At 70.2% G+C, this 26,372-nt stretch carries 26 protein-coding genes and 1 pseudogene; 15 read left to right on the top strand and 12 right to left on the bottom strand.

The window, feature by feature from the left end:
• Position 1: 1 nt before the first annotated feature.
• Genes OG718_RS49095 through OG718_RS49085 form a run of 3 tightly spaced genes read left to right on the top strand, consistent with a single transcriptional unit; the run spans position 2 to position 3,502 of the window.
• Positions 2–1,519, top strand: a complete 1,518-nt coding sequence (locus OG718_RS49095; protein ID WP_328847261.1) for a sugar ABC transporter ATP-binding protein — start codon at positions 2–4, stop codon at positions 1,517–1,519.
• Positions 1,512–2,474, top strand: coding sequence for an ABC transporter permease (locus OG718_RS49090; RefSeq protein WP_328847260.1), 963 nt, complete (start codon positions 1,512–1,514; stop codon positions 2,472–2,474). The genes OG718_RS49095 and OG718_RS49090 overlap by 8 nt, the downstream gene beginning before the upstream one ends.
• Positions 2,471–3,502, top strand: a complete 1,032-nt coding sequence (locus OG718_RS49085; RefSeq protein WP_443055293.1) for an ABC transporter permease — start codon at positions 2,471–2,473, stop codon at positions 3,500–3,502. The genes OG718_RS49090 and OG718_RS49085 overlap by 4 nt, the downstream gene beginning before the upstream one ends.
• Positions 3,503–3,614: 112 nt before the next feature.
• Here the strand turns inward: OG718_RS49085 and OG718_RS49080 are convergent, their stop codons facing one another.
• Positions 3,615–6,824 (bottom strand): alpha-L-rhamnosidase, encoded by a 3,210-nt coding sequence (locus tag OG718_RS49080; RefSeq protein ID WP_328847259.1) that lies wholly within the window; start codon positions 6,822–6,824, stop codon positions 3,615–3,617.
• Between the two features lie 281 nt (positions 6,825–7,105).
• Between OG718_RS49080 and OG718_RS49075 the strand changes: the two genes are divergently transcribed.
• The gene (locus tag OG718_RS49075; RefSeq protein ID WP_260695658.1) at positions 7,106–7,594 is read left to right on the top strand and encodes a carboxymuconolactone decarboxylase family protein; all 489 of its coding nucleotides are present in this window, start codon (positions 7,106–7,108) and stop codon (positions 7,592–7,594) included.
• Here the strand turns inward: OG718_RS49075 and OG718_RS49070 are convergent.
• Positions 7,554–8,531, bottom strand: coding sequence for an ion transporter (locus OG718_RS49070; RefSeq protein ID WP_306942126.1), 978 nt, complete (start codon positions 8,529–8,531; stop codon positions 7,554–7,556). The two genes, OG718_RS49075 and OG718_RS49070, sit on opposite strands and share 41 nt — an antisense overlap.
• Positions 8,532–8,709: 178 nt before the next feature.
• On the opposite strand from OG718_RS49070, the gene OG718_RS49065 reads away from it, so the two are divergent.
• Together OG718_RS49065 and hemC are read left to right on the top strand one after the other, a co-directional pair.
• The gene (locus tag OG718_RS49065; protein WP_306942124.1) at positions 8,710–9,576 is read left to right on the top strand and encodes an AraC family transcriptional regulator; all 867 of its coding nucleotides are present in this window, start codon (positions 8,710–8,712) and stop codon (positions 9,574–9,576) included.
• A 135-nt stretch (positions 9,577–9,711) separates the two neighbouring features.
• Positions 9,712–10,647, top strand: a complete 936-nt coding sequence (hemC, locus tag OG718_RS49060) for a hydroxymethylbilane synthase (RefSeq protein WP_328847258.1) — start codon at positions 9,712–9,714, stop codon at positions 10,645–10,647.
• Positions 10,648–10,651: 4 nt separating this feature from the next.
• On the opposite strand, the gene OG718_RS49055 is transcribed toward hemC, so the two are convergent.
• Entirely contained in the window at positions 10,652–11,248 is a 597-nt protein-coding gene (locus tag OG718_RS49055) for an MBL fold metallo-hydrolase (RefSeq protein ID WP_328847257.1), read from the bottom strand.
• A gap of 113 nt (positions 11,249–11,361) precedes the next feature.
• Positions 11,362–11,664, bottom strand: coding sequence for a muconolactone Delta-isomerase family protein (locus OG718_RS49050; protein ID WP_143642412.1), 303 nt, complete (start codon positions 11,662–11,664; stop codon positions 11,362–11,364).
• Positions 11,665–11,815: 151 nt separating this feature from the next.
• On the opposite strand from OG718_RS49050, the gene OG718_RS49045 reads away from it, so the two are divergent.
• From OG718_RS49045 to OG718_RS49035, 3 genes are all read left to right on the top strand, one after another.
• Positions 11,816–12,739 (top strand): LysR family transcriptional regulator, encoded by a 924-nt coding sequence (locus tag OG718_RS49045; RefSeq protein ID WP_143642415.1) that lies wholly within the window; start codon positions 11,816–11,818, stop codon positions 12,737–12,739.
• 205 nt (positions 12,740–12,944) lie between these two features.
• Positions 12,945–13,658, top strand: coding sequence for an SDR family NAD(P)-dependent oxidoreductase (locus tag OG718_RS49040; protein WP_143642417.1), 714 nt, complete (start codon positions 12,945–12,947; stop codon positions 13,656–13,658).
• A gap of 51 nt (positions 13,659–13,709) precedes the next feature.
• A complete protein-coding gene (locus OG718_RS49035) occupies positions 13,710–14,081 on the top strand; it encodes an SgcJ/EcaC family oxidoreductase (RefSeq protein WP_143642419.1) in 372 nt (123 codons plus the stop codon).
• A gap of 2 nt (positions 14,082–14,083) precedes the next feature.
• Here OG718_RS49035 and OG718_RS54505 read toward each other — a convergent pair.
• Positions 14,084–14,173: pseudogene (locus tag OG718_RS54505) on the bottom strand (RNA polymerase subunit sigma-24); the annotation flags it as partial.
• A gap of 126 nt (positions 14,174–14,299) precedes the next feature.
• Between OG718_RS54505 and OG718_RS49030 the strand changes: the two are divergent.
• Entirely contained in the window at positions 14,300–15,730 is a 1,431-nt protein-coding gene (locus tag OG718_RS49030; RefSeq protein WP_328847256.1) for a hypothetical protein, read from the top strand.
• Positions 15,731–15,825: 95 nt separating this feature from the next.
• The gene (locus OG718_RS49025) at positions 15,826–16,386 is read left to right on the top strand and encodes a GNAT family N-acetyltransferase (RefSeq protein WP_328847255.1); all 561 of its coding nucleotides are present in this window, start codon (positions 15,826–15,828) and stop codon (positions 16,384–16,386) included.
• Between the two features lie 107 nt (positions 16,387–16,493).
• Here OG718_RS49025 and OG718_RS49020 read toward each other — a convergent pair whose 3' ends face one another.
• From OG718_RS49020 to OG718_RS49010, 3 genes are all read right to left on the bottom strand, one after another.
• Positions 16,494–17,321 (bottom strand): SAM-dependent methyltransferase, encoded by an 828-nt coding sequence (locus OG718_RS49020; RefSeq protein WP_143642424.1) that lies wholly within the window; start codon positions 17,319–17,321, stop codon positions 16,494–16,496.
• A gap of 84 nt (positions 17,322–17,405) precedes the next feature.
• Positions 17,406–17,657 carry a DUF397 domain-containing protein gene (locus OG718_RS49015; protein ID WP_143642426.1) on the bottom strand — a complete coding sequence of 84 codons (252 nt, stop codon included), beginning with the start codon at positions 17,655–17,657 and terminating at the stop codon, positions 17,406–17,408.
• Positions 17,654–18,526, bottom strand: coding sequence for a helix-turn-helix domain-containing protein (locus tag OG718_RS49010; RefSeq protein WP_143642428.1), 873 nt, complete (start codon positions 18,524–18,526; stop codon positions 17,654–17,656). Before OG718_RS49010 ends, OG718_RS49015 begins: the two co-directional genes overlap by 4 nt.
• Before the next feature lie 135 nt (positions 18,527–18,661).
• On the opposite strand from OG718_RS49010, the gene OG718_RS49005 reads away from it, so the two are divergent.
• From OG718_RS49005 to OG718_RS48995, 3 genes are all read left to right on the top strand, one after another.
• On the top strand, positions 18,662–19,279 hold the full coding sequence (locus OG718_RS49005) for an ATP-binding protein (RefSeq protein WP_328847254.1): 618 nt from the start codon (positions 18,662–18,664) through the stop codon (positions 19,277–19,279).
• Positions 19,280–19,662: 383 nt separating this feature from the next.
• Complete coding sequence (locus OG718_RS49000; protein ID WP_328847253.1) at positions 19,663–21,744, top strand: SpoIIE family protein phosphatase; 2,082 nt, start codon at positions 19,663–19,665, stop codon at positions 21,742–21,744.
• 13 nt (positions 21,745–21,757) lie between these two features.
• Complete coding sequence (locus OG718_RS48995) at positions 21,758–22,300, top strand: helix-hairpin-helix domain-containing protein (RefSeq protein WP_328847252.1); 543 nt, start codon at positions 21,758–21,760, stop codon at positions 22,298–22,300.
• Positions 22,301–22,350: 50 nt separating this feature from the next.
• Here the strand turns inward: OG718_RS48995 and OG718_RS48990 are convergent, their stop codons facing one another.
• Positions 22,351–22,710, bottom strand: a complete 360-nt coding sequence (locus tag OG718_RS48990; protein WP_143642434.1) for a nuclear transport factor 2 family protein — start codon at positions 22,708–22,710, stop codon at positions 22,351–22,353.
• A 38-nt stretch (positions 22,711–22,748) separates the two neighbouring features.
• A complete protein-coding gene (locus tag OG718_RS48985) occupies positions 22,749–23,534 on the bottom strand; it encodes an SDR family oxidoreductase (protein WP_328847251.1) in 786 nt (261 codons plus the stop codon).
• A gap of 128 nt (positions 23,535–23,662) precedes the next feature.
• Between OG718_RS48985 and OG718_RS48980 the strand changes: the two genes are divergently transcribed.
• On the top strand, positions 23,663–24,172 hold the full coding sequence (locus OG718_RS48980) for a winged helix-turn-helix transcriptional regulator (protein ID WP_186001402.1): 510 nt from the start codon (positions 23,663–23,665) through the stop codon (positions 24,170–24,172).
• A 187-nt stretch (positions 24,173–24,359) separates the two neighbouring features.
• Here the strand turns inward: OG718_RS48980 and OG718_RS48975 are convergent, their stop codons facing one another.
• Positions 24,360–25,142 carry an SDR family NAD(P)-dependent oxidoreductase gene (locus OG718_RS48975; protein WP_143642438.1) on the bottom strand — a complete coding sequence of 261 codons (783 nt, stop codon included), beginning with the start codon at positions 25,140–25,142 and terminating at the stop codon, positions 24,360–24,362.
• 70 nt (positions 25,143–25,212) lie between these two features.
• Positions 25,213–26,328 (bottom strand): sigma-70 family RNA polymerase sigma factor, encoded by a 1,116-nt coding sequence (locus OG718_RS48970; protein WP_373466312.1) that lies wholly within the window; start codon positions 26,326–26,328, stop codon positions 25,213–25,215.
• Positions 26,329–26,372: the final 44 nt, after the last annotated feature.

Raw genomic sequence — 26,372 nt, 5'->3', positions numbered from 1 at the left:
GATGCTCGCTGTCACCGGCGTGTCCAAGGTCTTCCCCGGCGTGAAGGCGCTGTCCGACGTGGACTTCACCGCCCGCGCCGGGGAGGTCCACGCCCTCGTCGGCGAGAACGGCGCGGGCAAGTCGACCCTGATCAAAGTACTCACCGGCGTCTACCGGCCGGACGCGGGCGAGGTCGTCCACGACGGCACGCCGGTCCGCTTCACCACACCCCTGCAGGCCCAGCAGGCCGGCATCTCGACCATCTACCAGGAGGTCAACCTCGTCCCGCTGATGAGCGTGGCCCGCAATCTCCTCCTCGGCCGCGAACCCCGCGGCCGGCTCGGTCTGATCGACTTCCGGCGCATGCACCGGGAGGCGGACGAGGCGCTGCGCGGCCTGGGCATCCGCGTCGACGTGCGCCGCCCGCTGCGCGAACTCGGCGTCGGAGCCCAGCAGATGGTGGCCCTCGCGCGTGCCGTCGCCGTCGACGCCCGTGTGGTGATCATGGACGAGCCCACCTCCTCGCTCGAACCGCGTGAGGTGCGCACCCTGTTCGACGTGATCCGCATGCTGCGCGAGCGCGGCATCGCCGTGGTCTACGTCAGCCACCGCATGGGCGAGCTGTACGAGATCTGCGACACGGTCACCGTGCTGCGTGACGGCCGTGTGGTGCACACCGGCCGTCTCGCCGATCTCGACCGGCTGCGTCTGGTCTCGCTCATGCTGGGCCGGGAGATCGGCGAGGTCCGCAGCGAGGGCCTGACCAAGTTCACCGGATCTCACCACGCTTCGGCCGAACCGATGCTGCACGCCGAGGGATTGACGGTCCGTCACCAGCTGCGGGACGTGTCGCTCTCCATCCGTCCGGGCGAGGTCGTGGGCCTGGGCGGGCTGCTCGGCTCGGGCCGCAGCGAGACAGCCAGGGCCGTCGCCGGGGCGCTGCCGACGGACTCGGGCCGGGTCTCGGTCGGTGGCGCTGTCGTGCGCTCCGGCTCGACAGCGGCCGCGATCCGCGCCGGCATCAGCCTGCTGCCGGAGGACCGAAAGGCCGAGGGCATCGTCCCCGGACTGTCGGTTCGGGAGAACATCGCGCTCGCCGCCCTGCCCTCGCTCTCACGGTTCGGCCTGGTGGACGACGCCCGTGTCGACCGGATCGTCGACACCTTCGTGCAGCGGCTGCGCATCAAGTCCGCCGGCCCGCACCAGAAGGTGGGCGAGCTCTCCGGCGGCAACCAGCAGAAGGTGCTGCTGGCCCGCTGGCTCGCGCTGCACCCGAAGGTGCTGCTGCTGGACGAGCCGACCCGCGGGATCGACGTCGGCGCCAAGGCGGAGGTACAGGCACTCATCGACGAACTCGCCGACGACGGCCTCGCCGTGCTCCTGATCTCCTCCGACACCGAGGAGCTCATCGAGGGCAGCGACCGGATCGTCGTACTCAAGGACGGGGCGGTGGTGGAGGAGCTGACCGGCGACGCCGTCACCGAGGACGCGCTGATGCGAGCCATCGCGGCCGAACCCGCCGGGAGCCACCATGACTGAACTCACCCTCACGCAGGGCCGGGTGGACCGCGAACGGCTGCTGCGCCTGCTCCAGGAGTACGGCGTCTACGCGGGCGTCGCCGCACTCCTGCTCTTCAACTTCGCCTTCACCAATCACTTCGTCTCCGCGGAGAACTTCCGTACCCAGGCCGTCCAGGTCGCACCGGTGCTCATCGTGGCACTGGGCATGGCGCTGGCGATCGGCACCGAGGGCGTCGACCTGTCGGTGGGTTCCGTGATGGCCCTGTCCACCTCCCTGCTCTCCCTCTATCTCGGCTACGGGCCGTGGGCCGCCGTGCTCGTGGCGGTGGTGGGCGGCATCGTGATCGGGCTCGCGAACGGAACACTGGTCGCCCACCTGGGTGTTCAGCCCATCGTCGCCACGCTCGCCCTCATGGTCGCCGCTCGCGGCCTGGCCCTGGTCCTGCTCCCCCAGCTCAAGGACGTACGCGATCCGGGCATGACGGCGCTCGGCTCCGGCGACGTGCTGGGCGTGCCGTATCTCGTCCTCATCGCCGTCGGCCTGGCCCTGTCGGTGGCCTTCGTGGTGCGCCGCACCACCTTCGGGCGACAGTTGCTCGCCATCGGCGACAGCCGGCCGGCGGCCCGCCTCGCCGGCCTGCCCGTCCGCCGCGTCCTCATCGTGGTGTACGCCTGCTCCGGCGCTCTGGCCGCGGTGGCGGGCGTCCTCGCCACCGCCCGGCTGACGGCCAGCGACCCGACCTCGCTGGGCACGCTGATGGAACTGTCGGCGATCACCGCCGTGGTCGTCGGCGGCACTCCCCTGTCCGGCGGCCGGGTCCGGATCGGCGGCACGGTCGCCGGTGCCGTCCTCATCCAGCTGCTCACCACCACGCTCGTCAAGCACGACCTGCCGCCGTCGTGGACTCAGATGGCCCAGGCCGTGGTGATCGTCGGCGCCGTCTACGCGGCCCGCGAACGGGGGAAGCGATGACCACCGAGACCACGGAAGCCGACATGCAGCCCGACGCCGTCCGGCAGATCACCGACGAGGACCGCGGACCGGGCCGCGCCGACCGCTTCAGCGCCCTGGCCCAGCAGCACGGGGCCCTCGTCACCCTCCTGGTGGCCATGGTCGTGGCGTCGCTGAGCTTCGACACCTTCCTGACCGGCGACAACCTCGAGAACATGGCGCTGTCCTCGGCCTTCCTCGCCGTGGTCGCGCTCGGCATGACGTTCGTCATCGTCACCGGCGGGATCGACCTGTCGGTCGGCTCGCTCTTCGCCCTCGGCGGAGTGGTGGCGGCCTGGGGATCGCAGTACGGCTCGGCGGTGGCCCTGCTGCTCCCGCTCGCGGTGTGCGGGCTGATCGGCCTGGTCAACGGACTGCTCATCGCCCGGTCGGGGCTGGCCCCGTTCATCGTCACCCTCGCCGCCATGCTCGGCGCGCGCGGCATCCTGCTGGCTGTCACCGACGAGGGCTCGCGGACCTATCTCGTCGACAAGGACTCGTTCTACGCGACACTCGGCCAGGACTCACTGCTCGGGATCGGCGTGCCCGTGTGGATCACGGTGGCCCTGTTCGTACTGGGAGCCGTCGTACTGCGACGCACCAGATTCGGCCAGTACGTGTACGCGGTCGGCGGCAACGAGGACGCGGCGGCCCTGATGGGTGCCCCCGTGGCACGGACGAAGATCGCGGTGTACGCCGTGTCGGGTCTGTGTGCCGGCCTCGCGGGCGCGCTCAACGCCGCCTGGCTGCTGTCGGGCGTGACGATCCTCGGCTCGGGCATGGAACTGGAGGCGATCGCGGCGGTCGTCATCGGCGGCACCCTGCTGTCCGGCGGTTTCGGCTTCGTCAGCGGTTCGCTGGTCGGGGTGCTCCTGCTGACGGTGATCCAGAACGTCATCAACCAGATCGGCTCCCTCGACTCCGCCTACCAGCAGGTCGTCAGCGGCGCCTTCCTCGCCGTCGTGGTCGTGGCCCAGACCTGGCTCGGCCGTAGACGGCGGATCCTCTGACCGCGGAACCGCGGCCCTCCCGGTGAATCCGTGACGACGACCTCGATGTGCGGCGCGGGCTGCTTCAGGGCAGCCCGCGCCGACGTGTTCAGGTGTCCCGGGCAGGCCCGCGTTACGTGGTGAAGCGGTGGCTGCCGGAGCCGGCCCGGTACACCGCGCAGCCGTCCTCCTCGCGCAGGAACGTCGCGCGGGTGTGGGTGACCGCGTCAGGACCGTCCGCGGGGATCCATACCTCGGCGGTCGTGTTGGCCGGCACGGTGCACGTCAGGACGAAGCCGCCGGACCGCTGTTGCCAGCGCGTGGAGATCGGACCGTGGACCGAGGTGAACGTGGCGCGTGCGGAGGTGACGTCCCCGCCCGGGCGGGGGCGGATGACGATCTCCCGGTAGCCGGGCCGGCCCGGCGAGATGCCGGCGATGTTCGTGTACATCCACTCGCCCACCGAGCCGTAGGCGTAGTGGTTGAAGGAGTTCATGTCCGGTGTCTGGAAGTCGCCGTCGGGCTCGATGGAGTCCCAGCGTTCCCACATCGTGGTGGCGCCCTTGTCGATCTGGTAGCCCCAGCTGGGGTAGGAGCGCTGCTGGAGCAGCCGGTAGGCGACATCGGTGTGCCCGGACTCGGTGAGGACGGGCAGCAGCCGGGGCGTACCGAGGAAGCCCGTCGACAGGTGCCAGTCCTTGGCCTCGATCAGCGCGACGAGCCGGTCGGCCGCCGCTTTCCGCAGTGCGCCCGGCAGCAGGTTCATCGACAGGGAGAGGACGTACGCCGTCTGCGTGTCGCCCTTCACCTTGCCGTCGGCGGTGACGTAGGCGTCCTGGAACGCCTTGCGGATGCGCTCGAAGAGGTCGAGGTGGGCGGCGGGGTCCTTGCCGAGTTCCTCGGCCGTTCGTGCGGCGAGGTCGGCGCTGTGTGCGAAGTACGCGGTGGCGATGACGTCCTTCGGTGTCTCGTCGGAGACGTTGAGCCAGTCGCCGTACCCGCTGGCCGGCCGCAGCAGACCGGTGCTGTTCTTCTCCAGGTACTTCAACCAGGCCTGGATGGACGGCCAGGCGTCCTCCAGCACCTGCCGGTCCCCGTACGCCTGGTACAGGGACCAGGGGACCGTGACACCCGCGTCGCCCCATCCGGCGACGCCGTTGCCGACCGTCCCGACCATGGGCGCCACATCGGTGAATGCGCCCTCGGCGGTCTGGGCGTCACGCAGGTCCACGAGCCACTTGGTGAGGAAGCGGGCCGATTCCATGGTGTACGCGGCCGTGGGCGCGAAGACGTTGATGTCACCCGTCCAGCCCAGGCGTTCGTCGCGCGCGGGTGTGTCCGTCGGGATGGAGAGGAAGTTGCCGCGCTGTCCCCAAGTGATGTTGCTGTGCAGCTTGTTGAGCATCGGGACGTTCGTCTCGAACTCGAAGGTGAAGGGCGCCGCCGTGTGCATGACGCGGCCGGTCATGGCCTTCGCCGAGGGAGCGCCCGGGAACCCGGTCACCTCGACGTAGCGGAACCCGTGGAAGGTGAAGCGCGGCTCGTACGTCTCCTCGCCACGGCCCTTGAGGATGTACGTGTCGGTCGCCGCGGCGGTGCGCAGGTTCGCGGTGTAGAGGGTGCCGTCAGGGTTGAGGACCTCGGCATGTCTCAGCCGCACGGCCGTTCCCGCGGGGCCCGCGACACGCAGCCGGACCGAGCCGACCATGTTCTGGCCCAGGTCGAAGACGAAGACCCCCGGCCTGGGTTCCGTCACCTTCTTGACCGGGAGTTCCCTGGCCACGCGGACCGCGCCGTCCACCTGGGCGACGATCAGATCGGGAGCGGCCTCGCCCGCGGCGCGCACGGCGAGCCACGTCCGGTCGTCGAAGCCGGGTGAGGTCCAGCCGGCGGTCTCCTTGCGCGCGTCGTACGTCTCGCCGCCCAGCAGGTCGGCGGAGACGATGGGTCCGGAGGCGGCCCGCCACTGAGTGCCAGACGTGATGCGTTCGCTCGTGCCGTCGGCGTACTCGACCTCCAACTGCGCCAGCAGCGCCGGGCGTTCACCGTACTGGTGAGGCCCGAACATGCCGACGTTGCCCGCGTACCAGCCCGGTGCCACGTAGGCGCCGATGGCGTTTGCGCCCTGCCGCACGAGCCCTGTGACGTCGTACGTCTGGTACTGGACGCGTTCGCGGTAGTCGGTCCAGCCCGGGGCGAGCTCATCACGTCCCACGCGGCGGCCGTTGAGGTGCGCCTCGTACAGGCCGAGGGCCGTGGCGTACAGGCGTGCGCGTGACACCTTCTTGCGCGGCAGCCGGAACTCGTGCCGCAGCTGGTTGGCGGCGTACACCACCGGGACGACCCTCCCCCACGGCCCCGCTCCCCACGCGGCTGCCTTCTTCGCCGCCGGCCAGCCGCTGTCGTCGAAGCCCGCCTCGCGCCAGCCGTCGGCGGGTTCCTTGTCCGCCGACTTCCAGGAGGTGTCGGTGACGATCTTCTGCTCTCCGGAAGGAGTCCGAACGGTCAGGACGGCGACCAGGCCCGCGGGTCCCACGGTCGCGTTGGTCACCGACACGGCGAGGACGTTGCTGCCGGAACGCACCTGGGCGAGTACGTCGACGACGGCCGGGCGGCGCCAGCCGTCATGGTCCGTCGCCAGGTCGGTGCGGGCCACCTCGGTGCCGTTCACGGAGACGGCGTACACGTTGTCGGCGCTGAGGGCCAGGGTCGCCGCCGTGACTCCGTCCGGGAGGTCGAAGGTCCGACGGAACCAACGGGTGGCCGCCGGGGCGCTGTTGGCCGGTTCGCCCTCGGGGAACCAGATCCAGTCACAGCCCTCGAGGGACGGCGCGTCCGTGAGGGCCGCGGGAGCGGAGATCCAGTCCGCGGACCACTGCGCGGCGCTCATGAGGCCGGTTTCCCACCACGACGGCGCGCTCCAGCCGGACGCCTCGCCGTCACCGTCCCACACCCGCACGGACCAGAAGTAGCGTGTCCGCGGCTTGAGTTGAGGGCCCCTGTACGCAACGAGCGACGAATCGCCGGAGACGACCTTCCCGCTGTCCCAGACGTCCGGGCGGGACAGGCGCGACTCGCTGGAGGCGACGCGGACCTGATAGGCGCTCTGGCGCGAGCCCGGCTTCTCCGAGGCCATCGGCCAGCTCAGTCGCGGATGTTGCGCGTCGAGGCCCAGGGGGTGCTGAACGTACTCGACGGTCGGCACGGTGACGCGCATGGCGCCGCGTTGCGCGGACGCCTGAGCGGGTGTGGACGCCGGCGCGGCGACGGCCGGCCCTGCCCCGGCGGCCACACCGGCGACCGTGGCCGCCGCGCTCGCCAGGATGTTCCTCCTACTTATCACTACGGGCCCCTAACGCAGAATGATGAATCGATTCACGGCGCTGGACGTAGGTGAACGTAGGGGCGCCCGAGGCGAGGGTCAATGAGTGTGCAGGGATTTCTTGACGGACCGTCGAATGAGGGTGTGACTTCGGCCGGGTCCGTCGCAGCCACGACGCGAGGCGATTGAACGGTTTCAATACCCAGGAGCGAGGCGTCGCATGAGGCCTGGGACGATGATCTCGACACGTATGCGACGGACGCGACGATCAGGGCCGGGGACGGTCCGCCGAAGGAGTCAGCTTGAGCGACACGACGACGGGCACCGCGGGCAGGCGGGTCTTCATCGACAAGCAGAGCCCCAAGGCCTATCACGCGCTGGTCCAGGCCTCCGAAGCCGTCCGTGCGACCGCCGCCGACGCGGGCCTTGACCGCATCCTGGTGGAGCTGGTCAACCTCCGCGTGTCCCAGATCAACGGCTGTGCCTACTGCCTCGATGTGCACACCAAGGCAGCACTGCGCGCCGGCGAGACCACGCAACGCCTGGGTGTACTGCCCGCCTGGCGTGACACGGAACTGTTCGCACCACGAGAGCGGGCGGCGCTCGCCCTTGCGGAAGCGACCACCGACATCGCGAACGCGACCGCGCAGGAGGACGCCTACGAGGACGCCCGCCAGGTCCTGACCGAGGACGAGATATCCGCCGTGATCTGGGTGGCCCTCACCATCAACGCCTTCAACCGGGTCTCGATCATGAGCAAGCATCCGGTGCGCGGGCGCCCTCAGGGGTGACGGGTACGCGCCGGTCGGTGCCGGTGTCGTCCCCGCCGGGCGCGGGCCCGGGGAACCTTTGCAGGCTCGATTCGAGGTCGTCGAGGGCCCGGCGAGCCGCCGCGATCCGCTCGCGCAGTTCGCGTCCGGCGTCCTCCCCCGTCGAGGCGGACGGCTGTTCGGCCGGCCCGCGCGCCTCCTCATCCAGCAGCTCCTGCTCCCGCTCCAGTTCGCGGGCCTCGTCCAGCGAACTGATGACGACTCCGATGAGGACGTTGACGAGCACGAAGGAGGCGAGCAGGACGTAGGAGGCGTAGTAGACGATGCTCCAGCGGGAGATCTCCAGACCGGCGCGGACCGCGTCACCGAGGCCGTCCAAGGTCATCAGGAGGAAGAGGGTGAGCACGGCGCGGCCGAGGGAGCCGAAGTGTCCGGGGTCGTTGTCGGCGAAGAAGACCCAGCCCACCATCGCGTAGACGTACAGCAGCAGCGCGCCGATGAGCAGGAAGCTGAACGTGCCGGGCAGGCTGCGGCCCACGGCGACGAGGAAGACACGCAGTTGGGGCAGGAACCGGGCCGTGCGCAGGACACGGGCCAGGCGCAGGAGCCGCAGGATGGTGCCGTTCTCCCGGACGACGGGCAGGAACACGGAGACCACGACGGCCAGGTCGAAGAGGTTCCACGGGTCGCGGAAGAAGCCGCGCGGACGGTCGGCGTGCGCACAGACCCGTAGGAGTATCTCGACCGTGAAGGCCACCAGGAAGCTGTGCTCGACGACCTTGAGCACCTCGTGCCAGCGGTGGACGACGCCCGCGTAGGTCTCGACGCCGAGGACGACCGCGTTGGCAAGGATCAACGCGAAGACCAGGATGGCGAACCAGCGGGCCTCGGTGAGGGCGCGGCAGCGTTCGGCCAGGAGCCGGCGCGTGGTTGAGCCCGTGGTTGTGGCATCTGTCATCGCGCTTCTCGGTTCCCTCTCCTCAATGCGTCGTCCTCCGTCAATGCGTCATCCGCGTGCCGCTCGTAGAAGTGGATCTTAGAAGCCCTTTCGTGCCCGACCGAACCGGGCACAGGATGTCGGGTCCGGCAGGGTGGGTCCTTCCTAACGTTGGTGATCGAAAGGGAAGGAGACCGGGGTGCTGGAGCGGCTCAACCAGGCCATGGAGCACATCGAGTGCCACCTCGATCAGCGCATCGAGGTGTCCGAACTGGCGCGGATCGCGGTGACGTCGGAGTACCACTTCCGGCGGCTGTTCTCAGCGCTGGCGGGGATTCCGCTGTCGGAGTACATCCGGCGCAGACGCCTGACGATCGCGGGTGCCGAGGTGCTGGCGGGTGAACGGACGCTGCTGGAGATCGCGGTGCGTTACGGCTACACCTCGGGGGAGGCGTTCGCGCGTGCGTTCCGCACGATGCACGGCGTCGGTCCCGGCGAGGCCAGGCGGGCCGGTGCGAGTCTGCAGTCCCAGCCACGGATGTCCTTCCGCCTCACCGTCGAAGGGAGCAGCAGCATGCGGTACAGGGTCGTGGAGAAGGAGGAATTCAAAGTGGTGGGCAAGAAGGCGCGCGTCCCTCTCGTGCATGAGGGGATGAACCCGGCGATCGCCGCCTTCATCCGGGGCATCGGCCAGGAGACGATCCAGCGCATCGAGCGGCTGTCCGATCAGCAGCCCGAGGGGATCATCTCGGTGAGCGACAATCTGGACGAGAGCCGCGCCGAGGGAACCGAACTCGACTACTACCACGGCGTGGTGACTCACGCCGCCGTGCCCGAGGACATGGACGCGCTCACCGTCCGGGCCGGGACATGGGCCGTCTTCGAGAACTCCGGACCCTTCCCGCAGGCGCTCCAGTACCTGTGGCGGGACGTGTTCACCCAGTGGTTCCCGTCCAATCCGTACCAGAGCCGACCGGGGCCCGAGATCCTGCGGACCCGGCTGTCGCAGGATGCCACGCACGCGGACGCGGAGCTGTGGATCCCCGTGGAGCGGACCGCGGTCTGAGAGACGGCGCGCGGCCCGGGACGAGGGGCGGGCCGCGCGCCGACACGGTAGCTGCTTCCGCAGGCGGCTGGGCCGACGCCGTCCCATGTTCCGGTGGATGCCGGACCGGCGGCTCCAAGGGTCTATCGTGTCGGCATGTCCGTCCCTGAACTGATCCGTATCGTCTCCCGCGACTCGCCCATGGCGCTGGCCCAGGTGAAGCGTGTCCAAGGCGAACTGGCGGCGCTGTATCCACACTTGCGCACCGAAGTGGTGCCCGTGAAGACGACCGGCGACAAGTGGATGGGCGACCTCGCCCAGGTCGAGGGCAAGGGGGCGTTCACCAAGGAGGTCGACGCCGCGCTCCTGGCCGGCGAGGCGGACCTGGCGGTGCACTGCGTCAAGGACGTGCCCGCCGACCGGCCGCTCCCGGCAGGCACCATGTTCGCCGCGTTCCTCAAGCGGGACGACATCCGCGACGCCCTCATCCACCCCGACGGACTCACCCTCGACGAACTGCCGGACGGAACCCGGATCGGCACCTCCTCGGTGCGGCGCATCGCCCAGTTGGCCGCCTCCCACCCGCACCTTCAGTGCGTGCCCTTCCGCGGCAACGCCAACCGGCGCCTGGCCAAGCTCGCGGCCGGCGAGGCGGACGCGCTGCTGCTCGCGGTCTCCGGCCTGGAGCGCATCGACCGCACCGATGTGATCAGCGAGATCCTCTCCCCCGAGACCATGATGCCGCCGATCGGCGCGGGCATCCTCGCCCTGCAGTGCCGCGAGGGCGACACGACGGTCATCGACACCGTCAGCGCACTCGGAGACCCGGACACCCACCGCGAGGCCACCGCGGAACGCATGTTCCTCCACGTCCTCCAGGGCCACTGCAACTCCCCGATCGCCGGCTACGCCACGGTCGCACGAAACGGCGAACTCTCCCTGCGCGCCTGCGTGTTCACCCCGGACGGCAAGACCCAGCTCAACGCCCACGAGTGGGCCGGCCCCCTCGACCCGGCCACCCTCGGCACCTCCGTCGCAGTCGCCCTGCTGCGCCAGGGCGCCCGGGATCTGATCGACGGCATCGCCCACTGACGGTTCAGAGCGATTCGCCGGGCGCCAGAAAGCGGTAGTCGCAGTCGGTCGACTCGGCGAGCCAGCCGTTCACGCTGCTCAGGCCGCGATCGTTGATCTGGGCGTCGTGAATCGGGAACGCCCTCCGCGGTTCGATCGCTTTGACGAAGCTGATCGCCTCCGCCGTCTTCATCCACGATCCCTGGGCCGGGACCAGGAGCGTCTCGATCGGCTGCTCAGGGACGTGGAGCGAGTCACCGGGGTGGTAGACCGCCTCGTCGATGACGTAGCCGAGGTTCGCGCAGTCCGGCCGGCCGTCGTGGACGAACGCGTGCCGCCCGCCGACCGCTCGTACTCGGAAACCGGCGGCGGTGAACTCCGTCCCGGAGGACACTCCGATGATCTCCAGCCGTGGAATGTCCGCGTCGGCCGGGGCGTACACGGGCACGCCGAGCCCGGCCAGGCGGAGGACGTCGATGTGATCGGCGTGCTCGTGCGTCACCAGCACGGCGTCCGCGCCTCGCAAGGCCGTCGGCTCGCTCCACGTCCCGGGATCGATGACGAGCACCCGGCCATCGTGTTCGAGCCGCACACATGCGTGGGTGTATTTCGTGATCCGCATGGCGTCCCAACGTACGCCGCACGCCCGCTGGTTCCAGGCTCTGCGCAGGCGGGGTACACCGTGGCGGTAGCCGCGAACGGGAGTCGTAGCCGTCGTCGGCACGTGGCGAACCGTCACGGCGCGGCGTCGCTACCGCCCGGGTCGTTGGGGTGGGACTGGAGTGCGGTGACGGAGGCGGTCATCCACGGGCGAAGCGGCAGCGTGCCGAGCACCTTCGCGTGGAGTTCCTCCTCGTCGGAGGCCCGCCAGATGCCGATGCTGCGCAGTTCGCCGACCGGGCGCCAGAGCCGCGCCAGATTTCCGGTGGCGGCGAGTTCCCGGGCGCGGACGGCTTCGGCCGCGCGCCGTCGGTCGACCTCGTCCCGGCCGGTCCCCTCGGGGACGGTGGTCGTGATCTCGACCAGGAACTCTCGCACGGTCCTGCTCCGCTCGATGAGGTGTCCGGCGGGAACCGGACGCCGCGATGGTGATCGCGTCCTGTCGTCGTCATCGTCCGCCCACCACCAGGCCCGACGCCACGACCGGCTGCCTCGCTGCTGATAGGTACGGCCTCCTACCGGACGTACGATGGCGAGCGTGGAGTTGCGCCAACTGCGGTACTTCGTGGCGGTGGCCGAGGAGTTGAACTTCGGCCGGGCCGCCGAGCGGCTGCTCATCGCCGGCCCGTCCCTGTCCCAGCAGATCAAGGCACTCGAACGCGATCTCGGGGTGCGCCTCTTCGACCGTGACCGCCGCTCGGTGTCGCTCACCCCCGCCGGTTCCGCCCTGCTCCCCCATACCCGCGCCCTGCTGGAACGGGCCGACGATCTCCAGCATCGCGCCCGCCGCCTGTCCGGATCGGATCCGGTACGGCTCGGTTACGTCAACTGGCTGCCGGCAGACCTGACCGCCCGCACCTCCGCCGTGGCCCAGCTGCACATCGACGCGTGGATCGCCCCCTCCCACACCCAGGCCGCCCGGGTCGCCGACGGCAGTCTGGATCTCGCCGTGTGCTGGGTGCGGTCCGAGGATCTGGAGCGGCACGGCCTGGAGGCGCGGCTCATCGGCGCCGACCGGCTCTACGCCGTCGCGGCCGGCGACGACACCGGCGTTGTGGCCGCCCAGGACACCGCCGTCCTCCTCGACGACGACACCACCTCGTGGTCCTCCTGGAACGCCTACGCCGAGCAGTTGGCGCACGACACCGGGGCCCACGCGGTACGCATCCTCGACGGAGGCATCACCGGCCCCGCCTTCTTCGACCACGTACGCCGCAGCGACCGCCCGGTCATCAACTCCCCCAAGGGTCAGACCACCCCGCTGCCGCCCGACCTGGTCCAACGCCCGGTCGTCGGGCCGGAGATCTACTGGACCTGGTCCCTGGTCCGGCGAGCCGGTGAGGTCCGCACCGCCGTTCTCGCCGTCTCCGACACCCTTTGCGACGGAGTCGGAGATCTCGGCCTCCACGGCCCGGCCGCCTGGCTGCCCGACGGCGACCCGCACAAGCTCTAGCCGACGCCGAGCGTCTTCCCGAACATCGTCCCGCCGGCCTGCGCTGGGAGCCCAGCCCTACCAGCTGGGAGGAAGCCGGTCCTGGCCGTCTGCTCTCTGACCTTTGACTTCTCTTCCTGCGGCCGCCTAGTTTCCAAATAGTCGACCGGTTGGCTAGTTGCGAACCGGGCCGAGGAATACGCACCCCATACCGGAGAAGGTCACCATGAACACGCAGCACCAGAAGGTCGCCGTCATCACCGGAGCGTCGCAGGGCATCGGCGCCGGACTGGTCGACGCCTACCGCAAGCTCGGCTACGCCGTCGTCGCCACCTCACGCACCATCGCCCCCGCCGACGACGCGGACATCCTGACCGTCCAGGGCGACATCGCCGACCCCGCGACCGCCGAGCGCGTCATCGCCGCCGGCGTGGAGAGGTTCGGCCGCATCGACACCCTGGTCAACAACGCGGGCGTCTTCGTCGCCAAGCCCTTCACGGACTACACCCAGGACGACTACGCCACCGCGACGGGCGTGAACGTCACCGGCTTCTTCCGCATCACCCAGCTGGCCGTCGAGCACATGCTCGCCCAGGGCGGCGGCCACATCGTCAACATCACCACCAGCCTGGTCGACAACGCCGACGCCAACGTGCCCTCCGTGCTGGCCTCGCTGACCAAGGGCGGCCTGCAGTCCGCCACCAAGTCCCTCGCCATCGAGTACGCCACCCGCGGCATCCGTACCAACGCGGTCGCCCCGGGCACCATCAAGACCCCTATGCACCCCGAGGAGACCCATGCGGCCCTCGCCGCCCTGCACCCGGTCGGCCGGATGGGCGAGCAGAGCGACATCGTCGACGCCGTGATCTACCTGGAGAACGCACCGTTCGTCACGGGCGAGATCCTCCACGTCGACGGCGGCATGAGCGCCGGTCACTGACGCTCCCGTCGCTCCTGTCGACCCCATGAACCCCATGGCAAGGAGAGCCCTATGAACAGCACCACAGACACCGCGTCGGTCCTGCGTGGCGTCCTCGACCGGTGGAAGGCCGCCGTCGACAGCCATGAACCGCAGCAGGTCGCCTCCCTGTTCACCGAGGACGCGATCTTCCAGGGACTGCACCCCTACAGCGTGGGACGCCAGGGCATCGCGGACTACTACGACTCCCAGCCTCTCGGTCTGACCGCCGCGTACCGGATCGTCGAGACCAGACACCTCGCCGACGACCTCGTACTCGGCTATCTGAGCGTGGACTTCTCGTTCTCCGACCGGCCCACACTCACCGTCAGCCTCGGCGTGGTGGCGAAGCGCTCGGAGGAGGGCTGGCACATCAGCCACTACCAGGTCTCGCGCCTCGACTAGTTGCCATCGAGCGAAGCGGTCAGGACCACGTCCGGCGCCATGACCTCCATCAACTCCTGCAACTGACCGGTGCGCAACGCGGCCAGGAATCGCTGTCTGGGGTGCCGCTTCGGGACCAACCATCCCCTGCCGTGGATAGGCAGGGGATGGTGAGGCAGGGAATGGTGGGGCAGCAGCCTCGGCCGACGGACTCACCTCTTGGAGGAAGTGAACCGACCATGGCGAGGATCGTCGTACTCGGCGCCGCGCTCGGCGGCCTGCAGACAGCGCTGCTTCTCGCCCGGGACGGCCACGAGGTGACCGTCCTGGAACGCGATCCGCGGCCCCCGCCACCCGACGCGGAACCCGCGTGGTCGCAGTGGCCACGCCCCGGTATCGCACAGCTGCGCCAAACGCACCTTCCGCTCGCGCGGTGGCTTCAGCTGGCCGAGGCCCATCTCCCGGACCTGGTACGGGAGATGACGGAGGCAGGGGCCGTCCGGATGAATGTGCTGGCGCCCGAGCCGGCCTTCCGTGGTCCGCTGATGGCCGGGGACGAACGGTTCGACACCCTCGCCGCCCGGCGTTCCCTGCTCGAAGCCGCCGCGACGCGCACCGCCGAGAATGCGGGCATACGCATCGGGCGGGGCACCGTCTGCCGGGGACTGCGCAGCTCACCCGGCCCGCGGACCCCATACGGCGGTGCGTCCGGCGATCGCGTTCCCCATGTCACCGGAGTGGAGACCGACGCGGGCGGGTCGAAGGCCGATCTGGTGGTCGACTGCACCGGGCGCAGGTCCCAACTCCCCTCCTGGCTACGGGACATCGGCGTGCCATGTCCGGTCGACGAGTCCGGCCGGCGCGGCTTCACCTACTACAGCCAGTACTTCCGGTCCGCCGACGGCGCGATCCCGACGGACCGGTTCCCCCTGGTGGTGGAGCACGGATCGCTCGGTCTCCTGCGCATCCCGGCCGACCACGGCACCTATTCGCTCTGCCTCATCAGCCGCAGCGACGACGAGCAGCTGCGGCGGGCGCTGCGGAACGAACGCGCCTGGTCCGCCGCCGTGCGCCTGTTCCCCGGCGCGGACCGCTGGCTCGACGGGCGGCCCGTCACGGACGGCATCCAGATCATGGCCGGCCTCACGGACCGCAAGCGGCTCCTGTACGACACCCAACACCCTCTCGTCACCGGGCTGGTGGCCGTCGGGGACGCCTGGGCCATCACCACGCCGACCGTGGGACGCGGGCTGGCCATGAGCCTCCAGCACAGCCTGCTCCTGCGGGACATCCTGCGGCGGACCGGCACCGCCCATCCTGTCGAGCTCGTCACCGGGTTCGCCGAGGCGACCAGGAACAGCCTCGGTCGGATCTACGAGCAGACCACCGCCTACACCCGCCACCGCCTCTCCGAGATGGACGCGCACGCGGCCGGAACCCCCTACCGGAACCCGGATTGGAACCGCGCCAAAGCCCTCGCCCTGCTCGCCCAGCGCGACACCGACGCACTGCGAGCGGAACGAGCCGCCGCGCACCTCCTGCCCGGCGCCCGCGAGGTACTGGCCGCTCCGGCTCTCGCCAACGCGGTCACCCGGCTCGTCCCCGAGGTGGAGCGGCGCATGCCACCCGGTCCCTCACGGGCCGATCTCCTCAAGGCCATCGAAGCGTGAGGCCCCTGCCCTGATCCGGGCCGCATCGGCCCCCGGGCGCCAGGTTTCCTGAAAATCCGGTGGCGGCCCCGTCCTGCGGCGGTGACCATCACGGCATGGGCATCTTCCTGGAGACCGACCGGCTCGTGCTGCGGCCGTTCACCGCCGCTGACGTCGACCATCTGCTCGCGCTGGACGGCGACCCCGACGTCATGCGCTTCATCAACGGTGGCCGTCCGGTGAGCCGGGAGGAGATCCGGGCGAAGACCCTGCCGCGGCTCCTGCACGATCATCCGGGCCTCGGGACCCGCGGCTACTGGGCCGCCGAGGAGAAGGCCACCGGGCTGTTCCTGGGCTGGTTCGAATTCAGGCCACTGGACGAGGCCGGCCCGGCCGTCGTCGAACTCGGCTACCGGCTCAACAAAGCCGCCTGGGGCCGCGGTTACGCCACCGAGGGATCGCGGGCCCTCATCGACAAGGGCTTCACCGACCTCGGAGTCGAGCGCGTGACCGCGAACACGATGACGGTCAACACCGGATCACGGCGGGTCATGGAGAAGGCGGGCCTGTCCTTCGTCCGCACCTTCACCCAGGACTGGCCGGACGCACTCGCGGGCTCCGAGCACGGCGAGGTCGAGTACGAACTCACCCGCACCGAGTGGCAGCGACAGAGGTAGGCGTCCGTGGACCGTGGCGGCCCACCGGACTCGTCCGTCATCACCACACCGTCACGGGCGGGCGTCACAGCGGTACCGGCCGCCCGACCGGCGTCACACCGCCCCGGCTACGGCTTGACGCCCACGCCGGTCCACAGGCTGACCTCGGCGTCGGTCGGCTGCTGCTCCGTGGCAGCGTTGTCATCCTGTGCGTCGGGGCGCCAGCGGTGGCCGACGGTGATGCCGGGTTCGAGCAGGTCGAGGCCGTCGAAGAAGCGGGCGACGTCCTTCTGGGAACGGAACTGCACGGGCGTGCCGGCGCCCGTGTAGATCGCGGTGACCTTCTCCCAGGTGGGCGGGTCGAAGTCGGGCGTGCAGTGGCTCAGGGCCAGGGCGCTGCCCGACGGCAGGGCGTCCAGCAGACGGCCGACGATCCCGTACGGGTCCTGGGCGTCGGTGACGAAGTGCATGAGGGCGTTCAGGGACAGCGCCACGGGCTGTCCCAGGTCCAGCACTTCGGCCAACTCGGGCGCGTTCAGGAGCGATTCGGGGTCGTTGGCGTCCGCCTCGATGTACGTGGTGCGGCCCTGGGGGGTGCTGCGCATCAGGCGCTCGGCGTACTTGAGGACGAGCGGGTCGTTGTCGGCGTAGACCACCCTGGCCTCGGGGACCACGCTCTGGGCGACCTGGTGGAGGTTCGGCTCGGTGGGGATGCCGGTGCCGATGTCGAGCCACTGACGGATGCCGTGCTCCCTTGCGAGGACCCGGGTGGCGCGGTGCATGAAGGCCCGGTTCTCGCGGGCGCACACGAAGATGCCGGGATAGGCCGCCGCGACCGTCTCCGCCGCCTGCTTGTCGATGTCGAAGTGGTCCTTGCCGCCCAGGTAGTAGTCGTACATGCGGGCGGAGTGCGGCCTGCTGGTGTCGATGTCCCGCGCGGCCTGGGAGTTGCTCATTCTTGCCCCTTCAGTGGTGTACGTCGGCGTGCCGGGCGGGTCGCAGCCAGGGCCGGCCCGGGTTCTTCCCGTTCGTGGTGTGGTTCAGCCGGCCGCCAGATGATCGGCGAGGCCCTTCTTGACTCCGGCGACGAACGCGGCGATCTCCTGCGGTGTGTAGATCAGCGCGGGACCGGCGGGGTCGGTCGACTGCCGCAACGCCACGCGGCCGTCGGCGAGTTGCTTCGTCTCCACGCACTGCCCTCCGTTGGGGCCGCTCCACGGACGCTCCCAGCCCTGCTCGCCGAGTTCCGACGCGGGCATTCCGTTGTACACACTTCCGTCGGTGGTGGTCATGAGTACTCCTTGCGCATGCGGTTCAACAGGGCCTTGCTGTCCGCGGACGAGGTGAGCAAGGACATCCGGTTGTGCGCCTCCAGATGACCGGCGACGTCGGAGCGCTGGTCCAGGTACACGGAGGCGGAGAGGATCTCGCTGTAGACGATGTCCGGCAGTTCCCGCTCCTCGAACCGGAAGTAGGTGAAGGGGGCGCAGGCCCCGACGTGGGCCCCTGCGGTGAACGGCACGACGTCGACGCTCACATGGTCCAGCTCCGAGACCTCCAGGAGCCGCTCGATCTGCTCCCGCATCACCTCGGCACCGCCCACCACCCGGTGCAGGACGGTCTCCTCCATCACGACCCATAACGTGGGCGCGTCGGGTCTCTCCAGCAGGCCCTGCCGACGCAGCCGCAGATCGACCCGCCGCCCCAGGTCCTCGTCGCTCTCGTTCGGGAAGCCCCCGCGCAGCACCGCACGCGCGTAGTTGTACGTCTGCAGCAGCCCGGTGACGTAGTGCGGCTCGTACGTGCGCAGTGTCTTGGCGCCGGTCTCCAGGCTCACGTACGCGCTGAACCAGTCGGGCACCACATCGCGGTACGCGTGCCACCAGCCGGGCTCGTTGGCCCGCTCGGCCAGGGTGACGAACTCGTCGACCTCCTGCTGCGCGGCCCCGTAGGTCTGCAGCAGTTTCTCCACGTAGAGGGTCTTGAGCGCGACCTCCGCCTTCTCCAGCCTGCGGATGGTCAGCGGCTTCACGTGCAGGGCCTTCGCCGCGTCCTCCAGCGACACTCCCGCGCCCTGCCTCAGCTCCTGCAGCCGCTTGCCCAGGATCATGCGGAGAACGGTGGGTGCACTGGTGCCGACGCCCGAACGAGCTTCGCTCACGCCCTACCTCCTGAGGAACTGTCACCAGTACGAGTCTGACAGCGACTTGCTGATGGCACCAGACAGATACCGTCTCGCTGAAATTATCAGGGAGACGGTTGCAGCGTGAACTGGGCTGCGAGCATAGTTAGTTCTGTGAGCGATCCCACCGAACGCGCGCGCATCGTCGTCAACACCCGCCACGCCTCGTGGAGTTGGCACACCTCAGCGTTCGGACCGCAGGCCGCCGGAACACCCCGCCGGACGGAGCCGAAGGTCGTGATCCCCAACTCCCCCAGCGCTCCTCCTGGTTGGAAGGCAATCACCGTGTCCCCCCACACGACCCCCTCCCCTCTCCTCTTAGGCTCCACGAACCCGGACACAGCGCACTGGGTCGAACTCCCGGCGCTCCGGACCAGCGTCAAGGTCGCCCGCAACACGATGGGCGAGCGGCTCACCGCGTGGCGCCTGCCCTGCGAGGTGCGCGAGGACGCCGTACTCCTCCTGTCCGAGCTGGCCACGAACGCCGTACTGCACACGGTCAGTACGCGGATTCTGTGCGGCGTCGGGCTCATGGCGGAGGGGGGCCTGCGCCTGGAAGTGCACGACCAGGACCGCACGGGCCGCCTCCTGCCCCGACGCGATCCCGGCCCCGACGACGAGAACGGCCGCGGGCTGCTCCTCGTGCAGCACATGGCCGACACCTGGGGAGTCGACCGCTCCACGTTCACCGGGGGCCACGCGGTCTGGGCAACCCTGACCACCGCTCTCTGAACCGAGCGGTTCGACAACCCTTCCTGATGCCGACGGACACCGCGTCCGTCGGCATCCCGCGCGTCCCCGCGGAAGCGGGACCTGCCGGAAGCGCACCCCGAGAGCCGCACAGCCCGTGAACGCCTGCATGCGGTCCGTAACCACTGTGACGCCTGAGGCCCCTGATCACGCTGTCGGAGTGGTGGCCCGCGCCGATGCGCGGTGCCCCGCGCCCGGATCTCCCTGCCATTTCCGTGACGGCTTCGCCGGACAACCACTGCTGTGTTGGGAGATGGTGAAGGCAGACGAGAACGGCACCGGAGGAAACGGTGGGCACGATAGAACAGGGGACAGTCGGCACAGGGAACGGCGTGCCGCGTAAACGGGCGAAAGCGGTGCCTGCAATGAGCGCAGCCGGAATTCCCGTGTCCGACGACGACGAACAGGTCCGCGGGCCGTTACAGCCGAGCGCGCTGCTGGACGTGCTCGGCGTGGCCTCGGTGGTGCTGGACACCGAGGGACGCGTCGTGCTGTGGAGCCCGCAGGCCGAGGAACTGTTCGGCTACACGGCACGAGAGGCGCTGGGCGAGTACGCGGCCCGGCTGATGGTGCACGAGCAGCACGTCGACCTGGCCGTCAAGCTGTTCACCGACGTCATGGACACCGGCCGGGGCTGGGCCGGCGGTTTTCCCGTCCGACACAAGGACGGCACCACGCGGCTCGTGGAGTTCCGGAACATGCGGCTCCTGGACGACCGCGGTGGCGTCTACGCCCTGGGGCTCGCGGCCGATCAGGCGACCGTGCACCGTCTGGAACGGGATGTCGCGCTGTCCGTACAGATGGTCTCGCAGTCCCCGATCGGGCTGGCGGTCCTGGACAGGGACCTGCGGTACGTGTCGGTCAACCCGGCCCTGGAGCGGATGAACGGCATCACCGCCGCGGAGCACGTCGGCCGGACGATCCGCGAGGCCCTGCCGTTCCTGGACGCCGAGGCGATCGAGTCCGCGGCGCGCCGGGTCCTCGACACGGGCGTCCCTCTCGTCGAACAGCCCACGATCGGCCGGACCCCGGCCGATCCGAACGAGGACCATGCCTGGTCGGCCTCGTACTACCGGCTGGAGGACTCCCTGCAGACCGTGCTGGGCGTCGCCGTCTCGGTCGTCGACGTGACCGAGCGGCACCGCTCGGCGATCGAGGCGGAGACAGCGCGACGACGCCTCACGGTCATCGCCGACGCCTCCGCCCGTATCGGCACCACTCTGGAGCTGGACCGCACCGCCCGTGAACTCGCGGACGTCGCCGTCCCGGAACTCGCCGACATCGCGTCCGTGGACCTGCTGGAGGCGGTGGTGGAGGGCCGCCGCAGCGACCTGGGCCCCACTGAGCCCACCCTGATCCGCACTCTGGCCGTCCAGGTCGATCACGCCGCCACCGAGACCCCTGACGAGGCCGTGCCTCCCGGGCAGGTGGCCCGGTACGGCTCGGACCGTCTCGTCACCCAGTGCATACGCACGGGCCGCCCGGTCATGGTGCCGCAGGTGAAGGACGAGGACCTGCTCCGTATCGCCCAGGATCCCCAGGCGGCCGTACTCCTGGGCCGGGCAGGCGTCCACTCGTACCTGGCGGTGCCGTTGGTGGCGCGCGGCGAGGTGCTCGGCGCCCTGGATCTCAAGCGGACGCGCAACCCGCGGCCGTTCAGCAACGACGACCTCGTGCTGGCCCGGGAACTGGCCTCCCGTGCGGCTGTTCAGATCGACAACGCCCGTTGGTACCAGAACGCCCGCAACACCGCCGTCGCCCTGCAGCGCAGTCTGCTGCCCAGCCACCCGCGCATGACCGCCGGGCTGGAGGTCGCCTCTCGCTACCAACCCGCGGGAGCGGCCGGTGAGGTGGGCGGCGACTGGTTCGACGTCCTCCCCCTGGACGGCGACAAGACCGCGCTCGTCGTGGGCGACGTGATGGGCAGCGGGATCAACGCCGCCGCGACCATGGGCCGGCTGCGCACCGCGACGAGCACCCTGGCCTCGCTCGACCTCGATCCCGCCCGGCTCCTCGAACACCTCGACAAGACCACCGGGGGCCTGGACGAGTCCATCGCCACCTGCGTGTACGCCGTCTACGACCCCCACAAGCACCAGTGCAGGATCGCCAACGCCGGGCACCTGCCACCGGCCCGCATCCGCGTCGGCCACCCTCCCGAACTGCTCGACCTGCCCACCGGGGCACCGCTGGGCGTGGGCGGTGTCGCCTTCTCCACCACCACCGTCGATCTCGATCCCGGCGACCAGCTCGTTTTCTACACCGACGGGCTGGTAGAAACGCGCCACCACGACCTCGACGACCGGCTGAACACGTTCCTGGGACTCCTCGACGATCCCGCGCGTCCCCTGGAGGACGTATGCGATCTCCTCCTGAGCACCCTGCACCACCCCGACAACCACGACGACGTGGCCCTGCTCATCGCCCGCGCCCAGCCACAGGCATAAGGATCCTTCACTCATGACGAGCTTCGCCCAGCTGCGCAGGGCGGCGCTCTCGCTCCCCGCGACGGCGGAGCGAAGCATCGGCGCCGGCGCGAAGTCGTTCACCGTGCGCGACAAGCGGTTCGCCTCGATGGGCAACGACGACCACGTGCGGCTTCACCTCCCCGCGGCGGACGCGGACGAGGTCCTTGCCGCGCATCCGACCGCCGAGCGGCTGACCCGCGGCGCGGCGCCCATCGGCGTACGCCTTCCGATCGCGGACATCAACGGTCAGCAGCTCAACCACTGGGTACGTCGCGCCTGGCTCGCACACGCGCCCAAGCGCCTCGCGGCGCAGGCAGAAACCGCGGACACGGCGGCCGCCGGTGAGGTCGGCGACCTGCCCAAGGCCATCGGGAGGCCCACCACACGGGCACTCGCCGACGTCGGTATCACCACGCTCGCCCAGGTCGCCGAGTTGAGCGAGGCCGAGCTGCTGGCCATGCACGGCGTCGGCCCGAAAGCGGTTCGCCTTCTCGGCGAGGCGCTCAGCGCGACGGGACACCGCCTCGAGGGCTGACGCGGCTGCCGCTCTTCGGGCAAGGGGTGGTGCGCGGCGAGTCCGCGGTCTCAGGGCTCGATGACGAGGCGTTCGACGAGACCCTCGCGGAGCGTGAACCGGTAGTGGAGATCGACGGTGCCGCCGGGGAAGTCGCCTTCGAGGTGCTGGGTGGCGATGTAGTGGTCCGCGTCGGTCTGCCGGGCGTCGGTGAGCTGGACGGTGAAGGTGAATTCGGTGGCGGCCCGGCCCAGCCATCCCTCGATCGCCGCCACACCCTCGTAGGTGTGGCCGTCGTCGATCACCGTGGCGTCGCCGGTGAACGCCGTGACCGCGGTGGCGGTGTCGTGGTCGCGGTGCGCCGTCAGATAGCGGGTGATCACCTCGGGCAGGGCGTCCAGGGCGATGGTTTGGGGCTGGTTGTCGTGCATGACGCTCCTCGTGCAGGGGGTGAAGGGTGGTCGCGGAATCAGACGGTGGGGGTGGTGCCGCCGTCGATGACGTGCTCGGCGCCGACGATGGCCGAGGCGCGGTCGGAGACGAGGAAGGCGACCAGTTCGGCGACTTCCTCGGGCCGGTTGGGACGGCCGAGCGGGATGCCGCCGAGGGAGTCCATGAGCCGGCCCAGCGCCGCTTCCCCGGTGATGCCTGCCTCCTGGGCGATCCGGTCGACGAGATCGTCGGCGGCCGACGTCCGGACGAAGCCGGGCGAGACGGAGTTGACGCGGACGCCCCGCGGGGCGACCTCGTTGGCCAGGCCCTTGCTGTAGGTGGTCAGGGCGGCCTTGGCGGCGGCGTAGGCCAGAGTTCCGTTCCACAGCGGCATGCGGCGCTGGATCGAGGTGACGTGAACGATCGCGCCCTTGCCTCCGGCGATCATGTGGGGCAGGAGAGCCCGGTCCAGACGGACGGCGGCCAGCAGGTTCGTGTTCAGTTCCCTGGTCCAGTCGTCGTCGCCGAGTGCCGCGAAGCCGCCGGCCGGTGACCCGGATCCGCCGAGGGTGTTGACGAGGATGTCGACGCCTCCCAGACGGGCTTCCACCTCCGCGACGACGTGGGCGGCGCCCGCGGCGGTGGACAGGTCGGCTCCGACGAAGGTCTTCTCCTCGACATCGTCAGGGCGACTGCGGGCGGTGACGAGCACGGTCGCGCCGGCCCGGGCGAGGCGTCGGGCGATGGCGGCTCCGGTGCCCTTGGTGCCGCCGGTGACCAGGGCGCGCCGGTCTTCGAGGGATTCGCTGAGGGATGTGGCCACGATGTTCCGTTTCCGAGTACGGGCATACGGCGTCCGGGGGCGGACATGGTGCGCTACCGCTCCCGACTGAACTGCTAAAATAGAAGCTACTGACTTCGACTTTAGCAGTAACTGAAGGGACGGTCGCCGTGGCAAGCCGGATCAGGCTGGAGGACCGGGAGTGCCCGCTGTCCACGACGGTGCAGCACGTCGGCGAGTGGTGGACCTTGCTGATCCTCCATGACGCCTTCGACGGCTACACCCGCTTCGACCAGTTCCAGGAGAGCCTCGGCATCTCCTCCAGCATGCTCACCACCCGGCTCAAGACCCTCGTGGAGGACGGTCTGCTCGAGCGTCGGCCCTACCAGACCAACCCCGTCCGCCACGAGTACGTACTGACCGAGCTAGGGCACTCCCTGCGACCGGTGATCATCACCCTGGCCGCGTGGGGCAACTCCCGCCTCCCGGCGGCGGAGCGCAGCATGATCCTCGTCGACGCGCACAGCGGCCAGGAGGTCGAACCGGTCGTGGTCGACGCCAGGACCGGCCGTCGGCTCGACGACAGCGACGACTACGTCTTCGCGGCAGGGCCCGCCGCCGGCAATGCCATGCGCAGTCGCTACGCGACACGGCCGGGGAGCCCGGCGGAGGAGGCGTAGGGCGAGGCGTGCGGCGTGGGCGCCCACCGGCGTTCACGCCCCCGATGACGAACCAGCCGGGCCTGCCGCGTCGCCCGAACCGGCTCGGTCACCACCGGGCCGGGACTCTCGGGTAGGCGCGGCGCGCCTCGTCCTCGTGTACCGGGCCCCTCCTACGTACGGGGCGCCTCCTCACCTGCCGGACGCCTCAGCTCGTGAACATCGCGGTCCCGTTCACCCACGTTCCGGTGACCGCGCCGGCCCGCTCCGAGGCGAGGAACGCGGCCAGTTCCGCGACCTCCCGCAGCCGTGGCGACGCGGGGAGCATGCGCAGGCCGTCCAGCGTGTCGAGGATGCCCCGCAGCGCTTCGGGGCTCGCCATCGCCGGGTTCACGGCCCCGAGCTTCTCCGGTGTCAGGGTCTCCGGCACTCCGGCCACCCACAGCCCGAGCGCCCGTACGCCTTTCGGCCCGAGTTCCTGTGCCAGCGCGCGGATCAGCGTGTCGATCGCCGCGTCCGCGGGGCACGTACCGCCCATCATCGGACTGGCGTGCGCGGAGCCGCTGTTGAGGGCGAGGATCACGCCGGAGCCCTGCTCCGCCATGCGGCGGCCCGCGGCCCGGGCGGTGATGAAGTTGGTGGTGACGCCCGTGGTCACCGGGGCGGTGTAGTCGGCCACCGACATGTCCACCAGCGGCGTGCCCTGCACGTCGTTGCGGGTAATGAGGTTGAACGAGATGTCGACCGAGCCCGCCTCCGCCAGCACGGTGTCGGCGTGCTCCTCCACCGACCGCTCGTCGAGGGCGTCGACCACGGCCACGTGCGCCCGGCCGCCTGCCGCCTCGATGTCCTTGGCCACCGCCGCCAGCTTGGCGGCCGTCCGTCCGGCGAGGAAGACGCGGGCGCCCTCGCGGGCGAAGGTGCGGGCGACAGCGCCGCCGATGTTCCCGCCGGCGCCGTAGATGATCGCGTTCTTGTCCTGCAGCAGCATGATGGCTCCTGGTCCGCAGCTGTCGTGATCCGAAGTTGTCGGCCATACAGACGCACGGCGAGCGCGCCAGTCATCGCTCCTGGTCGGAAATCTTCAGCGGCAGCCCGAAAGCCGGCAGCAGGTGCGGCTCGAACGTGGTGATCTCCGCGATGCGGCCGTCCTCGATACGCAGGACGTCCAGGGTCTGGGCGCGGTAGACGGTCGTCCCCGGCCGCTGGACGTAACCGCCCATCGCGGGCAGCCCGTTCGCCCAGGTCGGCAGGTGCCGCCACCGGCCGAAGTACATCGGGGAGGCCACGTCGAGAGTCTGGCCGACGAAGGCGAGAATCGCGTCGCGTCCGACGAACCAGAACGGGTTCGGCGGCATGGTGAGCCTGGCGTCGGCGGCCAGCAGCTCCGCCATCGCGGACAGATCGAGCCGCTCGGCCGCGTCCCGGTAGCGCTCGACCACCTCGCGCTCCTCGCGGGTCGGCGCGGCCGCAGGCGCCCATTCCGTACGGCGGCCCGCGGGGAGATGCTCGCGCAGTGCGGGTCGGGCGCGCTGCAGGGCGCTGTTGACGGAGGCGGTGGACAGTTCCAGCAGCCCGGCGGTCTCCGTGGCCGGCAGGCCCACCACGTCCCGCAGGATCAGTACCGCCCGCTGCCTCGGCGGCAGATGCTGCAGGGCGGCAAGGAAGACCAGTTCGACCGTCTCGCGCGACAGCGCCTGCGACTCGGGGCCCGCCTCCTCGGCGGGGATGTCGGCGAGCAGCTCGTCGGGGTACGGCTGCAGCCACTCGATACGCGTCGGCGGCTCGCCCTTGCCGTGTTCCATGCCGGGCAGCCGCTCGTACGGGTGCGGGGTGCGCTGGTGGCGGCGCAGGTGGTCCAGGCAGGTGTTGGTGGCGATGCGGTACAGCCAGGTGCGTACGCTCGCCCGGCCCTCGTACGCCTCCCGGCTCCGCCAGGCCTTCAGGAACGTCTCCTGGACCAGGTCCTCGGCCTCGTCGTACGAGCCGGTCATGCGGTAGCAGTGCACCTGCAATTCGCGGCGGTACGGCTCCAGGAGCTCGGCGAAGCCGGAGTCCGTGTCGGTCTGCTGCGGCACGACGGAGCCTTTCGGGCGGCGACTCGGGTCTGATGCGCCGTCATTGTGCCAGCCGGGAGGCCACGCAGGGCAGGTCAGGCCGTGGTGCCGTGCGCCCATGACATACCGCAGGGCACCGACGCGGCTGAATGCGTGGACGGGTA

Origin of the sequence: Streptomyces sp. NBC_00258 (genome assembly GCF_036182465.1) — a bacterium.
Classification (GTDB): Bacteria; Actinomycetota; Actinomycetes; order Streptomycetales; family Streptomycetaceae; genus Streptomyces.
Note: the sequence above shows the minus strand (reverse complement) of the source record. Positions and strands in the feature narration are given on the sequence as shown.

Coding starts and splice junctions, on each gene's coding strand:
- OG718_RS48975 (WP_143642438.1), bottom strand. CDS start 25,142: ATGCTGCTGCAGGACAAGAACGCGATCATCTACGGCGCCGGCGGGAAC.
- OG718_RS48990 (WP_143642434.1), bottom strand. CDS start 22,710: ATGCACGACAACCAGCCCCAAACCATCGCCCTGGACGCCCTGCCCGAG.
- OG718_RS49045 (WP_143642415.1), top strand. CDS start 11,816: ATGGCGAGCGTGGAGTTGCGCCAACTGCGGTACTTCGTGGCGGTGGCC.
- OG718_RS49025 (WP_328847255.1), top strand. CDS start 15,826: ATGGGCATCTTCCTGGAGACCGACCGGCTCGTGCTGCGGCCGTTCACC.
- OG718_RS49055 (WP_328847257.1), bottom strand. CDS start 11,248: ATGCGGATCACGAAATACACCCACGCATGTGTGCGGCTCGAACACGAT.
- OG718_RS49040 (WP_143642417.1), top strand. CDS start 12,945: ATGAACACGCAGCACCAGAAGGTCGCCGTCATCACCGGAGCGTCGCAG.
- hemC (WP_328847258.1), top strand. CDS start 9,712: ATGTCCGTCCCTGAACTGATCCGTATCGTCTCCCGCGACTCGCCCATG.
- OG718_RS49030 (WP_328847256.1), top strand. CDS start 14,300: ATGGCGAGGATCGTCGTACTCGGCGCCGCGCTCGGCGGCCTGCAGACA.
- OG718_RS49035 (WP_143642419.1), top strand. CDS start 13,710: ATGAACAGCACCACAGACACCGCGTCGGTCCTGCGTGGCGTCCTCGAC.
- OG718_RS49020 (WP_143642424.1), bottom strand. CDS start 17,321: ATGAGCAACTCCCAGGCCGCGCGGGACATCGACACCAGCAGGCCGCAC.
- OG718_RS49000 (WP_328847253.1), top strand. CDS start 19,663: ATGAGCGCAGCCGGAATTCCCGTGTCCGACGACGACGAACAGGTCCGC.
- OG718_RS48995 (WP_328847252.1), top strand. CDS start 21,758: ATGACGAGCTTCGCCCAGCTGCGCAGGGCGGCGCTCTCGCTCCCCGCG.
- OG718_RS49090 (WP_328847260.1), top strand. CDS start 1,512: ATGACTGAACTCACCCTCACGCAGGGCCGGGTGGACCGCGAACGGCTG.
- OG718_RS48970 (WP_373466312.1), bottom strand. CDS start 26,328: ATGGGCGCACGGCACCACGGCCTGACCTGCCCTGCGTGGCCTCCCGGC.
- OG718_RS49085 (WP_443055293.1), top strand. CDS start 2,471: ATGACCACCGAGACCACGGAAGCCGACATGCAGCCCGACGCCGTCCGG.
- OG718_RS49095 (WP_328847261.1), top strand. CDS start 2: ATGCTCGCTGTCACCGGCGTGTCCAAGGTCTTCCCCGGCGTGAAGGCG.
- OG718_RS49070 (WP_306942126.1), bottom strand. CDS start 8,531: ATGACAGATGCCACAACCACGGGCTCAACCACGCGCCGGCTCCTGGCC.
- OG718_RS49015 (WP_143642426.1), bottom strand. CDS start 17,657: ATGACCACCACCGACGGAAGTGTGTACAACGGAATGCCCGCGTCGGAA.